The organism is Janthinobacterium sp. 1_2014MBL_MicDiv (genome assembly GCF_001865675.1).
Lineage (GTDB): Bacteria > Pseudomonadota > Gammaproteobacteria > Burkholderiales > Burkholderiaceae_D > Janthinobacterium.
On sequence record NZ_CP011319.1, the window covers coordinates 2,573,738 to 2,590,650 of the forward strand.

Here is a 16,913-nt window from a genome sequence, read left to right on the forward strand (position 1 = left end):
CCAAGTCGGCCATATCGCCAGCGCTGAATCCAGACGGGCGATGGCCGCGTATATAAGCGGTAGGCCGGCCACGGCCGGCGGCCTGTACTGACATCATAAAAACTGGGGGCGCGATGGGATTGATAAAAAGCAAACGGATGGCAGCTTGTGCGCTGGCGCTGCTGTCGATGGCAAACAGGGCGGCGGCCGCAGCCCCGGCCACGGCCGCCACAGCCGTTGACGAGGCGCGCACCGTGCGGGTGTCCGGCCACTACGACAACGCCGTCGGCACCTCGGATGCGGCCAGCCAGGGCGTCATCACCAGCGAACTGATCATCAACCGGCCCGCCTTGCGCACGGGCGAGTTGCTGGAATTCGTGCCGGGGCTGATCGTCACCCAGCATAGCGGCGACGGCAAGGCCAACCAGTATTTCCTGCGCGGCTTCAATCTTGACCATGGCACGGATTTCGCTACCCATGTCGACGGCATGCCCGTCAACATGCGCACGCATGCGCATGGCCAGGGCTATTCCGACCTCAATTTCCTCATTCCCGAACTGGTGCAGCGCATCGACTACAAGAAGGGGCCGTATTTCGCCGGCGAGGGCGATTTTTCCTCGGCCGGTGCGGCGCGCATCCGCCTGGCGGATAAATTGCCGCAAGGCCAGGCCAGCGTCTCCGTGGGCCAGCATGGCTATGTGCGCGGCGTCGTTGCCGATTCCTTCGATGCGGGACCGGGCACCTTGCTGTACGGCATGGAGGTGAACCGCAACAACGGCCCCTGGGACGTGCCGGAAAACGTGCGCAAATACAGCGGCGTGCTGCGCTACAGCCAGGGCACGGCGGATGACGGCTACAGCGTGACGGCCATGGCTTACAGGAATCACTGGAACGCCACCGACCAGGTGCCGCTGCGCGCCGTGGAAGCGGGCCAGATCGGCCGCTTCGGCTCGCTGGCGCCCAGCGACGGTGGCGACACGTCGCGCTACAGCCTGTCCTACGCCATGCGCCAGCGCACGCAAAACCGCCTGTTCGAACTCGATGCCTACCTGATCCGCTCGCAGCTGGAACTGAACAGCGATTTCACGTATTTCCTGGCCAAGCCGGAACAGGGCGACCAGTTCCAGCAAAGCGAGCGGCGCACGGTGGCGGGCGTGAACGCCAGCGAAAGCTGGAACACGCAGCTGGCAGGATTGTCTATGCGCAACAAGGTTGGCGTGCAGGGGCGTTTCGACCGCCTGTCGCCCGTGGGCCTGTATGACACGGTGGAGCGCATCCGGCAAAGCACGGTGCGCGAAGACCGCGTGCGCGAGGCCAGCCTCGGCCTGTACGGCGAAAACACGGTGCAATGGCTGCCGTGGCTGCGTTCGGTGGCGGGCTTGCGCTATGACGCCTACCGTTTCAAGGTCGATAGCAGCATCGACGGCAACAGCGGCACGGCGCGCGACCATGTGGTGTCGCCGAAACTGTCCTTGATCTTCGGCCCGTGGAGCAAGACGGAGTTTTTCGTCAATTACGGCAAGGGCTTCCACAGCAACGATGCACGCGGCACGACGCAGACGCGCTTGCCCAACGGCGAGGCCGCCACGCCCGTCACGCCGCTGGTGCCGACCAAAGGCATGGAGCTGGGCGCGCGCACGGAGTGGTTGCCGGGCCTGCAAAGCTCGCTGGCGCTGTGGCGCCTCGACATCGATTCGGAACTGCTGTTCGTCGGCGACGCGGGCGAAACGGAGGCGAGCCGCGCCAGCCGCCGCCACGGCATCGAGTGGAACAACCATTACATTGCCGCGCCCTGGCTGCTGTTCGACCTCGACCTGGCCGCTTCCCGATCGCGCTACACGCAGAATGACCCGGCCGGCAAGCATATCCCCGGCGCCATCGGCAAGGTGGCCTCGTTCGGCATGACGGTGACGGACCAGGGCCCGTGGTCGGGCGCCTTCCAGCTGCGCTACTTCGGCCCCCGTCCCTTGATCGAGGACAATAGCGTGCGCTCCGCCTCGACGACACTGGCGTATGCGCGCCTGGCCTACCAGCTCAACCGCAGGACGCGGCTGTCGCTCGACGTCTTCAACCTGTTCGACAAGCGCGCCAGCGACATCGATTACTACTACGCGTCGCGCCTGCCCGGCGAGGCGCAAGATGGGGTGAACGACCGGCATTTCCATCCCGTGGAACCGCGTTCTGCGCGCCTGACCTTGTCATATGTGTTTTAACAGGCGTAGACTGCGGCCATGGCGCCCGCTGTGGGCGCCTGCATTGACCCATAATAACAAGATTGAATGACCGATAATTTAGTACACACCAGCAAATTCCTTTCCCTTATCCTGCGCCACGCGCCTGAAAAAATCGGCCTCGCGCTCGATGCCCAGGGCTGGGCCGACATCGGCCAGCTGCTGGCGCAGGCGGCCCGGCATGGCCGCCGCCTTTCGCGTGACCAATTGGATGACGTGGTGGCACGCGACAGCAAGACGCGCTACGCCATCAGTGCCGATGGCTTGCGCATCCGCGCCAACCAGGGGCACTCCTTGGCCGCCGTCGATATCGGCTTGCCGCCTGCCGCGCCGCCCGCCATGCTGTACCACGGCACGGCCAGCCGCTTTGTCGAGGCAATACGCGCGGCCGGCCTGCTGGCCGGGTCGCGCAACCATGTGCACCTGTCTGCCCACCGCGAAACGGCCGTGGCCGTGGGCGCGCGCCATGGCAAGCCCGTCGTGCTGACGGTGGACGCAGCCGCCATGCAGGCCCGGGGCCACGTGTTTTATGTGTCGGCCAATGGCGTGTGGCTGACGGACGCCGTGCCGGCGGCGTTCATCGGTTTCCCCTGAAGCGCGGCAGGTTTGCCCTGGCCTGGCCCTGGCGCTTGCGGCGCCAGATCAGCACACCCGTGATGCTGAGGGTCGCCACCAGCACACCCATGGCGCAGATGAACAGCTTGAAGGGCCAGCCCCACATCGAGGCCATGTGCAGGGCGCTGATCCAGCTGCGGATGGTGTCGCCGCTGGCCGCGCCCGTGGGCAGCCAGGTGGCCAGCTGTTGGCCGCTGGCCGCATCGAAAAAGACGGTGGTGAGGCCCTTGTGGGCGCGCACGTCGCGGCTGCTGCGCACGTGGTAGCTGTACACACCCAGTGCGCGCTCGTACGCCAGCGCGTTTTCCTCGATGATGCTAAATGCGTGCCGGCGCGCCAGCTCGTTCATCAGCTGGCGGCCCTGCGCGCGCGCGGCCGGCCAGTCCAGGTGCGGCGCGGGCGAAGGCGTGTGCCGCGCCACCACTTCCTCGGCGCCCTGGTGCGGGAACAGCGGCTGCATCACGGCCGCATATACGCCGTACAGGTTGAAGGCGACGCCGCTCCAGGCAAACACCAGCAGCATGGCCCACAGCCACAGGCCGCCCGCGCGATGCAGGTCGAACACCAGTTTATAGCTGCCGCCATGGCGGCGCAGCAGCCATGAAGGACGCCAGCGCAGCAGCCAGGCTTTCGTGTCCGGCCCCCGTTTTTTCAGGCGCGTGGGGAAGGTCAGGGCGGCGCCGATGAAGCAGTCGACCGTCCATAGCACGGCGATCAGGCCAAACACCAGCAAGCCCGTGTCGCCCAGCGCCAGCGCGTAGTGCAGGCGCTCGATGAAGGGCAGCAGGTTGATGGCGCCCTGGCCGATGTCGCCCCACCGGCGCTGGCCCAGCACGGCGCCCGTGTACGGATCGACGAACACTTCGTCGCTGGCCAGCGGCGTTTGGCCCGCCGGGCGCAGGTAGAACTGCATGCTGTGGCCGGGCGGCGCCGACAGCGGCGCGTAGCTCACCTGCGCCTGCGGGAAGCGCGCGGCCACCCGTTCGCGCAGCAGCAGGGCGTCGAGCGGCGCCGCGCCAGGCGCGGGCGGCGCCACGCGGAACACGGCGGGCAGCATCGCCGCCTCCAGTGCATCCTTCCACGCCAGCGCGCTGCCCGTGACGCCGGCCACGATCAGGAAGCCGGCCATCAGCAGGCCGGCGTAGCGGTGCATGGCCGCCAGTGCGGGCCGCATCTGCAGCGAGGGCATCAGAAGCGGTACATGGCGCTGACGTTGGCCGTGCGTTCGGCGCTGCGGTAGCACAGGTTCGGCAGGTAGCCGCAGTCATACAGCGCCTGCTTGTTGAACAGGTTGTTGACGTTGAGGGAAAACTGCCAAGGTCCGCGCGACATGCCCAGCGCCGCATCCCACTGCGTGATGCCGCCGTTGCGGAGATTCAGGTTGTCGCCGTCCGAATTGGAGCGCATGGCGCCGAGGAAGCGCATGCCCAGCGCCGCATGCGCGGGCAGGGTCCCGGCCACGTTGAACGACTGGCGCGCCCAGGCCGAGGCGCTATGGCGCGGCGCGCCCGGCTGTTGCAGGCCCAGGTCGCCGTTATTGCTCTTCGTTACTTCCGTATCGAGGTAGGTGTACTGGGCGATCAGGCTCAAACGGCTGGCGAACTCCGTGCGCGCTTCCAGTTCCACGCCGCGCGCCTTGACTTGCCCCGTCTGCAGCAAGTGGCCCGGATTGGCGATGTCGGACGTCGAGACATTGTCGCGCACCAGGTCGAACACGGCGGCCGTATAGCTGGCGTGCCGGCCCACGGGTTCGTAGCGCACGCCCGCTTCCAGCTGCTTGCCGCGCGACGGCTTTAACGCGCCGCCGCCCGCCATCGTGCCCAGTTCGGGCGAAAACGAGGTGGCGTAGCTGACATACGGCGCCCAGCCGCCGTCGAACAGGTAGACGGCGCCCAGGCGGCCCGTGGTGGCCGATGGCGACTGGTGGTAATCAGGTTTGACGGCGCCGCTGGCCAGGTCGATGACGTCGCGCGATTGCGTGGCCTTGTCGCGGCGCAGGCCTGCCGTCACGACCCAGCGCTCCCATTTCAATTGATCCTGCGCGTACAGGCCCAGCTGGCGCGACGGGGCGTCGGCGCGCGTGGGCGCCTTGGCCGGCACCAGCGGCTGCTTGCCATACACGGGATGGTACAGGTCGAGCGGTTCGACGAAACCCTTCTGGTAGCGGTAGTCGTCCGTGTTGCGGATGTTCGCGTAGTCGACGCCCAGCAGCACCTGGTGCGTCAGGCCGCCCGTGGCAAACCGCGCCTGCAGCTGGGTGTCGGCGAACAGGCTGCGCGATTCCGTGTCGACGGGCCAGAAATAGCGCTCCACCGTGCCGTTGTCGTTCAGGCCGCCGGGGAACATGTCCGTGCGGTCGTTGTTCAGGCGCGTGTAGCGCAGATTCTGGCGCAGCGACCAGGTATCGTTCCATGTGTGCTCGAACTCGTAGCCCAGCATGGTGTTGCGGCGCTTGAAGCGGTTGTCGTCGCCCATCAGGTTGACGCGGGGATCGACCTGGCCGCGCGGGCCCGGCACCAGCAGCTGGTTGGGAAACGCGTACTGCTGGTTGTCCTGCTCGTAGCGCGCCAGCAGGGTCAAACGCGTATCCGGCCCCGCTTGCCACGTCAGCGAAGGGGCGACATACAGGCGGTTGTCGCGGTCGCGCTCCAGCCGCGTGTGCGCTTCGCGGCCCAGGATGACGACGCGCCAGGTCCATGCGCCTTGCGCGTCGAGCGCGCCGCCCACGTCGGCCTTCAGCTGGCGACGCTGGTAGCTGCCGTATTCCATGCCCACTTCGCGCACGGCGTCCACGCTGGGGCGCTTGCTGACGGCGTTGACCATGCCGCCGGGCGGAATCTGCCCGTACAGCACGGAAGCGGGGCCGCGCAGCACTTCCAGGCGCTCCAGGCCATACGGCTCGATGGAGGCGCCAAAGGTGCGGCCCGAATTGCGCAAGCCGTCCTGCAAAATGCCCGTCGTTTCGATGGTGAAGCCGCGCAGCAGCGAGGAATCGTCGCTGCCCAGCGGGCGCTGGTTCGGCGTCACGCCGGCCGTGTAGCGCAGGGTTTCATCGAGCGATTCGGCGTTGCGGTCGCTGATTTCGTCGGCCGTGACGACGGACATGGATTGCGGATTTTCATTCAAGGTCGTATCCGTCTTGGTGGCCGAGGCGGCGCGCCGCGCCACATAGCCGCGCACGGGACCGGTGGCCGTTTCGCGCTCGCTGCTGGCATTGATGGTGATGGCGGGCAGGGTGGCCTGCGCGCCTGCCTGCGCTTGCGTCACTGCGGCTCCGGCCCGTAGCGCATATGCGCCGTCGGCGCCCGCCACGAGGCGCAGGCCCTGGCCGCGCAGCAGTTCCTCGAAGCCCTGGCGCACCGTGTAGCTGCCCGTCAGCCCGCCGCTGCGCTTGCCCTGCAGGAGCGCCGCATCGGCCGACAGTTCCACGCCGGCCGCGCTGGCGAACGTGGTCAGCGCGCGCTCGAGGGAGCCGGCGGGAATCGCGTACTGGCGCTGCGCCTGCGTGTTGTCCGCCGTCTGAGCCTGGGCGGCAGGCGCGGTGACGGCCAGGGCGCCCACGGCGGCGCCGGCCAGGAACAGGGCCTGGATGGCGGCGGCGATGGGAAACGGGCGCAGGTGGCGGGTGGGCGCGGTCGAGCGATGAGGCATGGTGCAGATCCTTGGAAAGTGGAAGGAAAAAAATGGTTCTTCCCGTATTCCGTACGAGCCGCCAAAACCCTCAACGTTTTTTGCACTTATTCTGACTTTATTTTTCAAGCGGCGAAACGGGGGGCCACGCTGACCCAGTAACGCGTGCGGTAGACCAGCTGCACGGGCAGGCTCAGGGCCAGGTTGGCCAGCGAGCGGTCCGTGTCGCGCAGCGAGTACACGCCGGTCACGCGCAGCCCGGCGATGCGCGCGTCGCAGCGCAGCACGCCGTGGCGGTAGCGTCCCAGTTCGGCCAGCAGTTCGCCCAGGGGCATGCGCTCGGCCACCAGGCTGCCGTGCGCCCAGGCGGCGGCGCTGTCCTCGACGCTGCCGATGTCCTGCACGGCCAGGCGCGAGTAGCCGGCGCGCTGGCCCGCCCGCAGGCGCACGGATCCGGCGCCGTCCTGCGCCGGCTGCAGCGCCACGGCGCCCTGGAAGACGGCCACCGTGCTGGCGCCGCCATCGAGGCGCACGGAGAAGCGCGTGCCCAGCGCCGTCGCCGTGCCCTGCGGCGTTGCGACCAGCAGCGGGCGGTAGACAGGCGCCGTTTCGTGGGCGGTGGTGACGAGGATGGCGCCGGCGCGCAGCACGATGCGCCGTTCGCCGGCGCCGTATGCGACGTCGATGGCGCTGGCCGTGTCGAGCACCAGCTGCGTGCCGTCGGCCAGCACGATGGCGCGCGTCTCGCCCACAGCCGTGCGGTAGTCGCTGGCGGCGCGCCGCCACAGGTCCGATTCGTGCGCCAGCAGCGCCGTGCCGCCGCCGGCCGCGATCAGGCCCAATAGCTGCAAGGCGCGCCGGCGGCCGGCGGCCTGGCGCTGGGGCGGCGCCAGCGCGCCGCGCGCCACCTCGCGCGGCAGGGCGTCGAATTGCCGGGCAAAGCGCTGCAGCCGGGTCCAGGCCCGCTCGTGCTCAGGATGGGCGGCGCGCCAGGCGGCGCAGGCATCGGCATCGGCCGCGCTGGCGTCTTCCGCCCACAGCCGCGCCATCCATTCGGCGGCGCGCTGCAGCACGGCCGGGGCAATCGGTGGACTGTCCAAGGGGGGGCTCATGTGAATTGCGCCGCGCAGCAGGCCAGCAGGGCGCGGGCGATGTATTTTTCCACCGACGAGACGGATACGTCCAGGCGCGCGGCGATATCGGCATAGGCCAGGCCTTCGAGCTTGCACAGCAAAAAGGCGTCGCGCACCTTCTGCGGCAGGCTGGCCAGGATGGCGTCGATTTCCATCAGCGCCTCGACGATCAGCGCGCGCGTTTCCGGCGTCGGCGCGGCCGCTTCCGGCTGCGCGGCGATGGCGTCCGCGTAGGCCGCCTCGATATGCCGGCGGCGGAACAGGTCGACCACGAGGCCGTTGGCGATCTGCGCCAGGTGCTGGCGCGATTCCACGGGCGCCGGCGCGCGGCCGCGCGCGAGAATGCGCAAATACGTGTCGTGCGCCAGGTCGGCCGCATCGAAGGCGTTGCCCAGCTTGCGGCGCAGCCAGCCCTGCAGCCAGCCGTGGTGGTCGCTGTAGAGCACTTCGATTTGCCGGTGCAGTTCCAGTTCGGGACGTAGCATGCAACCTTTCCATGCCATGCTCCGCTGGACGGTCAGGCCTTGATGCGATTGAGAATTGTTCGTATTGTAGCCCGATTGTCAGGCCCTGTGCTCAGGCAGTGGCAAGCCAGCAACGCTCTCAGGCCGTGATCAGCTTGATATCGGCGACCCGCTCCACCAGCCAGACAGCGGCCACCAGCGCGATGGCCAGCGAGCCCACGGTCAGCACCTGCCGGTACAACCACGTCTTGCGCAGCAGCCAGGCGACGGGCAGGAAGGCGGCGACGATGGCCAGCTGGCCGATTTCCACGCCCACGTTAAAGCCCAGCAGGCTGGCCAGCAATGCGCCCTGCGGCAAGCCCAGGTCGCGCAGCACGCTGGCGAAGCCGAAGCCGTGGATCAGGCCAAAGGCGAAGGCGGCCACGGGGCGCTTTCCGCGGAACAAAGGCAGCAGATTGTTCAGCGCCGCCAGGATGACGGAAGCGGCGATGGCCGACTCGACCCAGCGCGACGGCAGCGAGACGAGCGACAGGCTGGCCAGGCTCAAGGTGATGGAATGGGCCAGCGTGAAGGCCGTGACGACTTTCAGCACGTCATAAAAGGCCGCCTGCAAGCCTTGCTGTTCGTCGCGCCGGCCAGGCAGCAGCACGGCCGGCAGCAGCAGCGAGAGCAGAAATAAAATATGGTCGTAGCCGATCCAGATATGCCAGATGCCGTGCTTCACATAGGCGCCGAACTGCGCCAGGCGGTCGGGCGTCGCCAGCGAGATGGTCTGGCGCGGGTTGTCCGGGTCGAAGATGGCCGTCTGCGTGACGCCGCCGTGATCGATCTTGAGCAGGCCCTTGTGCTGCGGATCGAGGTCGGCGAACAGGGTGTAGCCGATGTGTAAGGCCGTCGGCGCGCCGCCGGGGCAGCTGGCCGTAAAGCGCAGCACGCTGTAGGCGCCATCCGTGTGGCGGTCGATCAGCTGCTCGACGGCTTTCAACGGGCAGGCGCCCTGGTCGCTGGCCAGCTGCAGGCGCTGCAGGGCATAGGCGGCGATGGCGTCGTGGCGGACGCGGATTTCATCCCACGTCAGCGCGCCGTCGCCATTGCCGTCGAGGCCGATGGCGAAATCGAGGTCGCGCAGGGCGATATCCCATTGCCCTTCGATCCGCTGGCCGTGCACGGCCAGGCTCAGATAGCTGTCGCTGGGCTTGTGGGCTTGCGCGGGAGCGAGCCAGGCGCAGAGTAAAAACAGGGCGAACAAACACCGTTTCACAGCGCACCTGCCTTCCTGGCGGCGCTGAGCTTCTGGCCATCCTGCGGCCCCAGCCGTTTGACCAGCGCCTGCAGGGCCACGTCTTCCACGCCATTGGCGGCGATCCAGGCCAGCACCGGTTGCGCGGCCGCGTAGTTGCGGGCGGCCAGCGCCGCTTCCAGCAGGATGCGCATGTCGGGCGCTTCCTTCTGGATTGCCCAGTTCCGCTGCGCCAGCCGCAGGGCGGCGGGCACATCCTGCTGCAGGAACAGGGCGAAACGGGCCTGCTCGCGCTGGTGCACGGTGTCGCCGCGCTGCAGGGCGGCGTGGAAACGGGCCGCCAGTTCCGCTTTTGCCGCCAGGAATGCCGCTTGCTGGCCGGGCAGCGCCTGCAGGGCCAGCGCATAACGCAGCAGCAGGGCGTCGATGCGCTGCTGCTCGTTGAGCAGCTTGACGACTTCCTGCGGGCGCTGCCGGTCGAGCAGGAAATCCGCGTAGGCGCCCAGCAGGTAGCTGTCGCGCGGCTGCCGCGCCAGCGCTGTCGTGTAGCGGCTTTCGGCCAGCGCCGTTTCGCCGCGCCGCGTGGCCATTTCCGCCAGCAGGGTCAAGGCCCAGCCTTCCAGCTCGGGCGCCACGCCGGCGCTCCTTTGCAGGGTCAGGTCCAGCAGGCGCTCGCTGCCGGCGGCGCGGCCCGTGACGCTGGCGATATTGGCGATGCAGCTGACGGTAACGAGCTGGCTGGCGAGCGCCGACAGGCGCGCGCAGGCCGCCGTCGCCCGGGCATAGTCGCCCTGCACGGTGAGCACGGTGGCGCGCGTCAGCCAGGCCTGGCCATTGCCCGGTTCCTGCGCGATGATGGCGTCGAGGTCTTGCAGGGCGGGAGCGAACTGGTGGGTGCTTTGCAAGATGGTGGCGCGCAGCAGGCGCACGGGCAGGGGCGGCGCCGCCTGCCGCCACCACGGCGCCAGCGCCGCCTGTGCGTAGCCCAGGTAGCGCGGGTCCGTCTCGCTGCGCGCCAGCGCAATATAGCGCTGCGCCAGGCTGGTGGCCAGCGCCAGGTCTTGCGGCGTGGCCGTGAGTTGCTGGCGCAGGCCGCGCAAGGCCAGCTGCGTGGCGTCGGCGCGGCGCGGCAGCTGTTCGATGACGGCGCTGCCGTCTTTCGGCGTGTAGGGCGCGGCCCATGCCAGCAGCGGCAGGCAGGCGCACAGCAGGGAAATTGGTATTTTCATCGTGGACGCCATCGACGGTGGAATAGGGCGGCAAGGGCGGGGCGCCGGAGAACGCTGTCTCCGGCGCCCGCACTCAGTTACTGCGCGTTACAGCGGCACCGGTTCCGTATTTTCCGGAGACGTCGCCATGATGGCGTCGATGGCGACGCCGTCCTTGTCATCGCTGGTGGTCGCAATGACATTGCTGACGGCCACATAGAAGGCGTCGAGCAGGACCACGGGCGGCGGCGTGGTGCCGCCGTTGTCGCCACTGCTGCTGCCGCCGCCACCGCAGCCGGCCAGCAGGGCCGTGAGCGCCAGGGCGCCGCATGCATAGAGCTTTTTCATCGCATTCTCCTATTACAGCTGCGGCGAACCGGCCACGGGATTTTTCAGGTAGGGGAAAGCTGCCGTGAACGCGGTTTCGTCGAGGAAGGCGCCATCCGTAAAGTGCAGGCCGCCGGCAGGCGCATCGCCGGGTACGCAGCCGATATTGAGCGTGCACAGCTTGCCCATGGCCACGCGCAGCACCACGTCGACCACGTCGTCGCCAGGGCGGCGGCCATTCGGGAAGCCCGCGTTGTCGCCGCCGATGACGCCGAGGCGGTTTTGCGCACCCACATTGGTGGCCGCGATCGACGTGTTCAGGCGCAGCATTTCAGAGGCAACCACCGTTACGGGCTGGTTCACGCCCTTGATGCCGGTCAGGAAAGTAGCCACCAGGTCATTGCGGGGAAAGTTGGTGGGCGCCTTGGCGCCGGCCGAGCCGAACAGTACTTCCACCAGCGCCGGTGCCGTCGGGTTGGTGACGTAGTCGGCGAATTGCGCATCGCCCGACGGCTTGCTGGCGTTGAAACGGTCCTTGTCCTTCAGGCCGATCACCAGTTCATTTACCAGCGGCATGCCCAGGCGCGACACCTGCACCCAGGCGCCGCCTTCCTTCGACGCCGTGGTGGTGGTCCCGGGCGCGGGATTCAGCAAACGGCCCTGGCGCAGGCTGGCCGTGGTCCAGCCGCCGATGACGGGGTCGCTGCCGGCCGTCAGGCAGGAGGTCGGCACTTCCATCTCGATGGCCGTGACGTTCTTGCGCGCCAGGTCATCCTTGGCTGCCGACTCCGCATTTGCGGCGAATTCCGTGGCGGGCGCCTTGATATTGATCAAGTCGAAGGTTTCGCCCAGGTTGACCACGAACGGGTCCTTGCGCTGGCCGACGAACAGGCGCGCCGGCGCGGCGCAGCCGGGAATGTTGACGGCGTACACATGCTGCGCCGCATAGGCGGCGTAGTTGGGGATGGCCTTGTTGCCGATATTGTCGACGGGCTTATCGAACGTCGTGCCGCCGCCGCTGGCGTTGGTGACGGCGCTTCTCGTGCCCGTGCGCCGGTCGCCGCGCACCACCGTCACGCTGTACGTTTCGCGCACGTTCAGGCCGGCCGGATTGACGGAATCGATGGCGCCGCCGTTGATGACCAGCGGAATCGACACTTTCTTGCCGCCCACGGTGAACTGGCCATCCTTGATGGTGTTGGTGAAGCGGAACTGGAAGGTGAGGTCTTCCTTGCCGTCGCCATTGTTGTCGATATGGATTTCGTACAGGGCGTTGGGATCCATGGCGAAGTAGTTGGGGCCGCCATACGCGTCCTGCAGGGGGATATAGTCGGCCACCAGCGTGGTGTAGGCGCCGCGGCCGGCCTCATAGCTGCGGAACATATAGAAGTCGGTGGCGTCGACCTTGGGGTTTTGCGTGATGAATGGCGCTTCCCGGTGGCTGGAAGCGTAGGCGGCTGGCGCCAGGGCCAGCGCCAGCAGGTTGCCCAGAAGGGCGGCGCCGAGGGCGGTTTTCGAGCGTGACAAAGACATTTCGATTCTCCCGATTTTTATGTACGTTGACCAACAAGTCTAAAAAACTGCAGGCTGCCTGACTTGTACGCACGGTGGGAGAAAACGGATTCAATTCTTTGGCCAGGGCCGCCAGGGGCTTACCAGGCCAGCACTTTCGGCCCGATGGCGGCGCCGATGGCGGTCGGCACCAGCATGCCCAGCACATACCAGAAACCGACGAAGCTGGCGGCCAGCTCCGGGCAATGCAGGCAGTAGACGAGGGCCGCCATGGCGCCGGCGGCAAACCCGGCGCCCGCGCCCGCCAGGCGCAGGCGCGTGGGCGCCAGCTCGCGCATCAGGCGCAGCACGGCGGCCAGGAGGGGCAGGGACAGCATGGCGATCAGCAGGGGGCAGCTGCGCCAGGTGGCACCCCAGAACAGCTCGGCACGCTGCTCTGGCGGCGCTTCATTGACGGTGATGGCGCCCAGCGCCCACATCAGGAGCACGGGCACGGCGATCAGCAGGGGCAGGGCGCGGGTGGCCGCCCCCGGCACGCAGAGGCGGCGGCTGACATGCCAGGCTGCCAGGGAGAGGCAGATGACGAAACCGACCTTGATCCAGAAGTCGGGCAGCAGGGTCAGCTGTTCCAGGTTGGGGCGCACGCCCAGCAGCATGGCCATCAGCGCCACGCTGGCCAGTACTCCGGCGCCCAGCGTGGCGGCGGCGCGCCAGTGCGCGCCCGGCGGTGGCGCGGCTGCCACGTCGGGGCCGCTGGCCAGCATGGCGATCAAGTCATCGGTTTTCATGGTGCGTTTCCCTCATTGCCTGTTCTTAAATGGGCCGCCAGCGCCTTCAAGCCGCGGTGCACGGCCACCTTGACACTGGCTTCCGAAATCTGCATGGCGGCCGCCGTGTCGCGCACGGAACAACCGTCGAGCTTGGTATGCACGATGGCGTCGCGCTGCTGCGCCGGCAAGCCGGCCAGTAATTTGCCCAGGTCGCGGCTGGCCTCGGCAGCGTCGGCGTCGGCGCTGGAAAACAGTTCCTGCGCTCCATCCTCCTCGTCATACGGCAAGTGCTGCGCCTCGCGCCGCGCATGCCGGCGCAGCCAGTCGATCAATTTATAGCGCGCGATCGCATGGATCCACGACGTCAGCGGCACCCCCGTATCGTAGGTCAGGCGCTGGTTGTGAATGGCCAGCAAACACTCCTGCACCAGGTCTTCCACTTCATCCGGCCAGCGCTGCAGGCGCCGCCGCAGGAATGCGCGCAAATGCTGGCTCGTTGCCTGCAAAAAACTGCGGTAGGCCGCCGCATCGCCATCGAGCCCGCGCAGCATCAAGCCGTGCAGCCGCAATTCCGTGCCATGCAGGTGTTCGCTTACAGGTATTCGTTGCATGCGGGCCTTTGGTGACAGGCATTGAAAAAATAAATCCCGGATTATTTTTGGCAGCGGCTGTAACCAATCCGTATCGCGCGGCGAATTGACTGGCAAGCACGCTTCTTCATTCAACGTTTCTTAATTCAACGTTTCTTAATTCAATATACCGGCTAAAGACCATGGACATCAAGCACCGCCTCGCAATCCTGCTTCTTCCCGCCCTCGGCGTGAGCGTAGCGGCGCCGGCCGCCGCGCAAATGGCGGCCGGCCAGCGCTGCGCCGTGCACAGCGGGCCGCGGACGGCGGCGCTGGTGGAACTGTACAGCAGCGAAGGCTGCTCCAGCTGCCCGCCCGCCGACCAGCGCCTGAATGCCCTGCGCAAGGAGGCGGGGGCGGCCAGCCTGGTCGTGCCGCTGGCCCTGCACGTGACGTACTGGGACCAGATCGGCTGGGCGGACCCGCTGGCGCAGGCGCAATTCGACGCGCGCCAGGCGCGGCTGCTGCGCTACCAGCGGCGCCAGGTCGCCTACACGCCGCAGTTTTTCGTTGGCGGCACGGAATTGCGCGGTTGGCAGACACAGTTGCCGGCCGCCATACGCCGCATCAACGCGACCGCCGCCAGCGTCAACATCGGCCTGTCCGCCACGCCGGGGGCGGGCGGCAAGCTGCTGCTCGACGCGCATGCCAGCGCGCCGGACGCGGCCACCAGCGGCGAGCTGTACCTGGCCATCAGCGAAAGCGGCATCACTTCGACCGTGCTGCGCGGCGAAAACCGCGGCGCCACGCTGCACCACGATGCGGCCGTGCGCTTGTGGCTGGGACCGGTAGCGCTGGCGCAAGGCCGCGCCCAGCTGCGCCGCGAAGTCGATCTTCCTGCCAGCTGGCGCCCGGAGCGGCTGCAAGTCGTGGCCTTCGTGCAGCAGACGGGCGGCAGCGCCATCCTGCAAGCCGTCAGCACGGCGTCCTGCGCCGGGGGAGTGCTGTGATGCAGACGCCTGCCACCGCCACCATCCACCCGGCCTGGCTGCGCATCACGCACTGGCTCAATGCCGTGGCCGTGGTCGTGCTGGCCGCCAGCGGCTGGCGCATCTACAACGCGGCGCCATTTTTCCCGTTCGAGCTGCCGCGCGCCTTGACCCTGGGCGGCTGGCTGGGCGGCGCCCTGCAATGGCATTTCGCCGCCATGTGGCTGCTGGCCGGCTTTGTCGGCGTGCACCTGGCGATGGTGGCGCTGGTGCCGCGCACCTTGCTGGCCATGCTGCGCGGACGTTAAACGGAGAACCCCATGAAAAAAACCATCATCGTGGCTGAACCCGGCCAGGCCATGCTGGCCGATGCCTTGCGCCAGATCAAGCAGCCGTCGCGTCGCCTGTTCCTGCAGCGCAGCCTGACCCTGGGCGGCCTGTCCATGCTGACGGGCTGCAATGTCAGCGACCCATCGAGCATCGAGACGGCCCTGGCGGCGGTGTCGCGCTTCAACGACACGGTGCAGGGCTGGCTCTTCGACCCCAACAAACTGGCGCCGACCTATCCCGAGTCCATGATCGCGCGGCCGTTCCCCTTCAACGCCTATTACGGCGAGGATGAGGTGGAAGAGGTCGACGGCGACGCCTGGCGCCTGGAATTGAGCGGTTTGATCGCCGACAGGAAGCCGTGGAGCTTGCCGCAGCTGCGCGCCTTGCCGCAGGAAACGCAGGTGACGCGCCACATCTGCGTGGAAGGCTGGAGCGCCATCGGCAAGTGGGGCGGCGTGCCGTTTTCCCACTTCCTCAAGCTGGTCGGCGCCGACACGACGGCGAAATACATCGGCTTCAAATGCGCCGACGATTATTTCACCAGCATCGACATGGCCACGGCCCTGCATCCGCAAACCATCATGGCCCTGAGCTACGACGGCAAGGAACTGCCGCCCAAGTATGGCTACCCGATGAAGCTGCGCATGCCGACCAAGCTGGGCTACAAGAACCCCAAGCATATCCAGGCCATTTTTGTCACGAACACGTATCCGGGAGGGTATTGGGAGAATCAGGGCTACAACTGGTTCGGCGGCTCCTAGGAAGGCCGGGAAGGCGGCAATGCGCCTGGCCTTGGCCACACCTCCCGACCTTCCTGTTATTTGGCAACAGGCATTACCGGCAGCACAGCGACAGTTTTACCACCGGGCAATTTCGCCCATCCAACACTGAGACAAGGACTTATCATGAAAACCACGATCACCGCCATCATCGCTTCCGCCATCCTCATGTCGGGCGCCGCGTTCGCCCAGGACGCCATGAAGAAGGACCCGATGGCCAAGGAGGCCTCGGCCGACGCCATGCACAAGGATGCCATGGGCAAGGATGGCATGCACAAGCCGATGGCCAAGAAACACATGAAGAAAGACCACATGGCCAAGGATGGCATGGCGAAAGACGGCATGCAGAAGGATGAAATGAAAAAGGACGAGATGAAAAAGGATGGCATGGCCAAGGATGCGATGGCCAAATAAGCTGGCATAGCCGGCATTGCGCCGCCTCTGGTGGCGGCGCAATGTCGCGCGGGTATTGACGCGGAGTATGCAATGCATCAGAGTTCATGGCGATGGCTGCCTTCGGCCGCCTTGCCGGACTCCGGCCCGCACCCTGTGCACTACTGGAAACCAAGCCTGCCCATGCCGCCACTGCCTTTGCTTGAAACGCCACGGACTGTCCTGACCGTGCTGCATCCCGACAATGCCGATTTGCTGCATGCATACCAGCAAGAGAACAAACGGCATCTGGCGCCGTGGGAGCCGGAGCGCGACAGCCAGTTCCATGGCGCAGAAGCGTGCCACGCGCGCGCCGCGCTCGCTTACCGCGCATTTCTCGATGGCCATGCCGTCAATTTCATCGCCATCGACAAGGCCGCGAAGACGATGGTTGCCGGCTGTAACTTCACGAATATCGTCAGGGGCCCTTTGCAGGCCTGCAATCTCGGCTATTCCATCGCCCGGGAATATGAAGGCCGCGGCCTGATGCAGGAAGTGGCGGCGGCGGGCATCCGCCATGTATTCGAGGTCGTTCGGCTGCACCGCATCATGGCCAACCACATGCCTGCCAATGTCAGGAGCGAACGCCTGCTGGGAAGGCTGGGATTCGAACGGGAAGGCTATGCCCGGGCCTACCTGAAAATTGCCGGAAAATGGGAGGATATGGTGCTCAATGCGCTGATCAATCCGCAAGGATAGGCTGTC

General features: G+C 67.0%; 16 protein-coding genes and 1 pseudogene. 7 read left to right on the plus strand and 10 right to left on the minus strand.

What is annotated here, in order from left to right; genetic code table 11:
* Positions 1-137: 137 nt before the first annotated feature.
* Both YQ44_RS11150 and YQ44_RS11155 read left to right on the plus strand, forming a co-directional pair.
* Positions 138-2,192, plus strand: a complete 2,055-nt coding sequence (locus tag YQ44_RS11150; RefSeq protein WP_083411769.1) for a TonB-dependent receptor — start codon at positions 138-140, stop codon at positions 2,190-2,192.
* A gap of 66 nt (positions 2,193-2,258) precedes the next feature.
* Entirely contained in the window at positions 2,259-2,804 is a 546-nt protein-coding gene (locus YQ44_RS11155; RefSeq protein ID WP_071323442.1) for an RNA 2'-phosphotransferase, read from the plus strand.
* Here YQ44_RS11155 and YQ44_RS11160 read toward each other — a convergent pair.
* From YQ44_RS11160 to YQ44_RS11205, 10 genes are all read right to left on the minus strand, one after another.
* Positions 2,788-4,014: a PepSY-associated TM helix domain-containing protein gene (locus YQ44_RS11160; RefSeq protein ID WP_198043915.1), complete on the minus strand. Its 1,227-nt coding sequence runs from the start codon at positions 4,012-4,014 to the stop codon at positions 2,788-2,790. The genes YQ44_RS11155 and YQ44_RS11160 overlap by 17 nt on opposite strands.
* Positions 4,014-6,476, minus strand: coding sequence for a TonB-dependent siderophore receptor (locus YQ44_RS11165; RefSeq protein ID WP_083411770.1), 2,463 nt, complete (start codon positions 6,474-6,476; stop codon positions 4,014-4,016). The genes YQ44_RS11160 and YQ44_RS11165 overlap by 1 nt, the downstream gene beginning before the upstream one ends.
* 104 nt (positions 6,477-6,580) lie before the next feature.
* On the minus strand, positions 6,581-7,567 hold the full coding sequence (locus tag YQ44_RS11170) for a FecR domain-containing protein (protein WP_071323443.1): 987 nt from the start codon (positions 7,565-7,567) through the stop codon (positions 6,581-6,583).
* Entirely contained in the window at positions 7,564-8,073 is a 510-nt protein-coding gene (locus YQ44_RS11175; RefSeq protein WP_071323444.1) for a sigma-70 family RNA polymerase sigma factor, read from the minus strand. The genes YQ44_RS11170 and YQ44_RS11175 overlap by 4 nt, the downstream gene beginning before the upstream one ends.
* Positions 8,074-8,191: 118 nt before the next feature.
* Entirely contained in the window at positions 8,192-9,313 is a 1,122-nt protein-coding gene (locus YQ44_RS11180) for a HupE/UreJ family protein (RefSeq protein WP_071323445.1), read from the minus strand.
* Positions 9,310-10,521, minus strand: coding sequence for a tetratricopeptide repeat protein (locus tag YQ44_RS11185; protein ID WP_071323446.1), 1,212 nt, complete (start codon positions 10,519-10,521; stop codon positions 9,310-9,312). Before YQ44_RS11185 ends, YQ44_RS11180 begins: the two co-directional genes overlap by 4 nt.
* Before the next feature lie 87 nt (positions 10,522-10,608).
* A complete protein-coding gene (locus YQ44_RS11190) occupies positions 10,609-10,848 on the minus strand; it encodes a hypothetical protein (RefSeq protein ID WP_071323447.1) in 240 nt (79 codons plus the stop codon).
* Positions 10,849-10,860: 12 nt separating this feature from the next.
* On the minus strand, positions 10,861-12,360 hold the full coding sequence (locus YQ44_RS11195) for a DUF4331 domain-containing protein (RefSeq protein ID WP_071323448.1): 1,500 nt from the start codon (positions 12,358-12,360) through the stop codon (positions 10,861-10,863).
* Positions 12,361-12,479: 119 nt separating this feature from the next.
* Positions 12,480-13,127 carry an NrsF family protein gene (locus YQ44_RS11200; protein WP_071323449.1) on the minus strand — a complete coding sequence of 216 codons (648 nt, stop codon included), beginning with the start codon at positions 13,125-13,127 and terminating at the stop codon, positions 12,480-12,482.
* On the minus strand, positions 13,124-13,720 hold the full coding sequence (locus YQ44_RS11205; protein ID WP_071323450.1) for a sigma-70 family RNA polymerase sigma factor: 597 nt from the start codon (positions 13,718-13,720) through the stop codon (positions 13,124-13,126). The genes YQ44_RS11200 and YQ44_RS11205 overlap by 4 nt, the downstream gene beginning before the upstream one ends.
* A gap of 161 nt (positions 13,721-13,881) precedes the next feature.
* On the opposite strand from YQ44_RS11205, the gene YQ44_RS11210 reads away from it, so the two are divergent.
* The 5 genes and pseudogenes from YQ44_RS11210 to YQ44_RS11230 all read left to right on the plus strand — a co-directional run bounded on the left by YQ44_RS11210 (position 13,882) and on the right by YQ44_RS11230 (position 16,907).
* A complete protein-coding gene (locus YQ44_RS11210) occupies positions 13,882-14,688 on the plus strand; it encodes a DUF1223 domain-containing protein (RefSeq protein ID WP_071323451.1) in 807 nt (268 codons plus the stop codon).
* Positions 14,688-14,927 (plus strand): annotated as a pseudogene (locus YQ44_RS11215) (cytochrome b/b6 domain-containing protein); the annotation flags it as partial. The gene YQ44_RS11210 and the pseudogene YQ44_RS11215, both read left to right, overlap by 1 nt.
* A gap of 99 nt (positions 14,928-15,026) precedes the next feature.
* Positions 15,027-15,758 (plus strand): molybdopterin-dependent oxidoreductase, encoded by a 732-nt coding sequence (locus YQ44_RS11220; protein WP_442905935.1) that lies wholly within the window; start codon positions 15,027-15,029, stop codon positions 15,756-15,758.
* A gap of 144 nt (positions 15,759-15,902) precedes the next feature.
* Entirely contained in the window at positions 15,903-16,190 is a 288-nt protein-coding gene (locus YQ44_RS11225; RefSeq protein WP_071323453.1) for a pentapeptide MXKDX repeat protein, read from the plus strand.
* A 30-nt stretch (positions 16,191-16,220) separates the two neighbouring features.
* Positions 16,221-16,907, plus strand: a complete 687-nt coding sequence (locus YQ44_RS11230; RefSeq protein WP_232251258.1) for a GNAT family N-acetyltransferase — start codon at positions 16,221-16,223, stop codon at positions 16,905-16,907.
* The last annotated feature ends 6 nt before the right edge of the window (positions 16,908-16,913 follow it).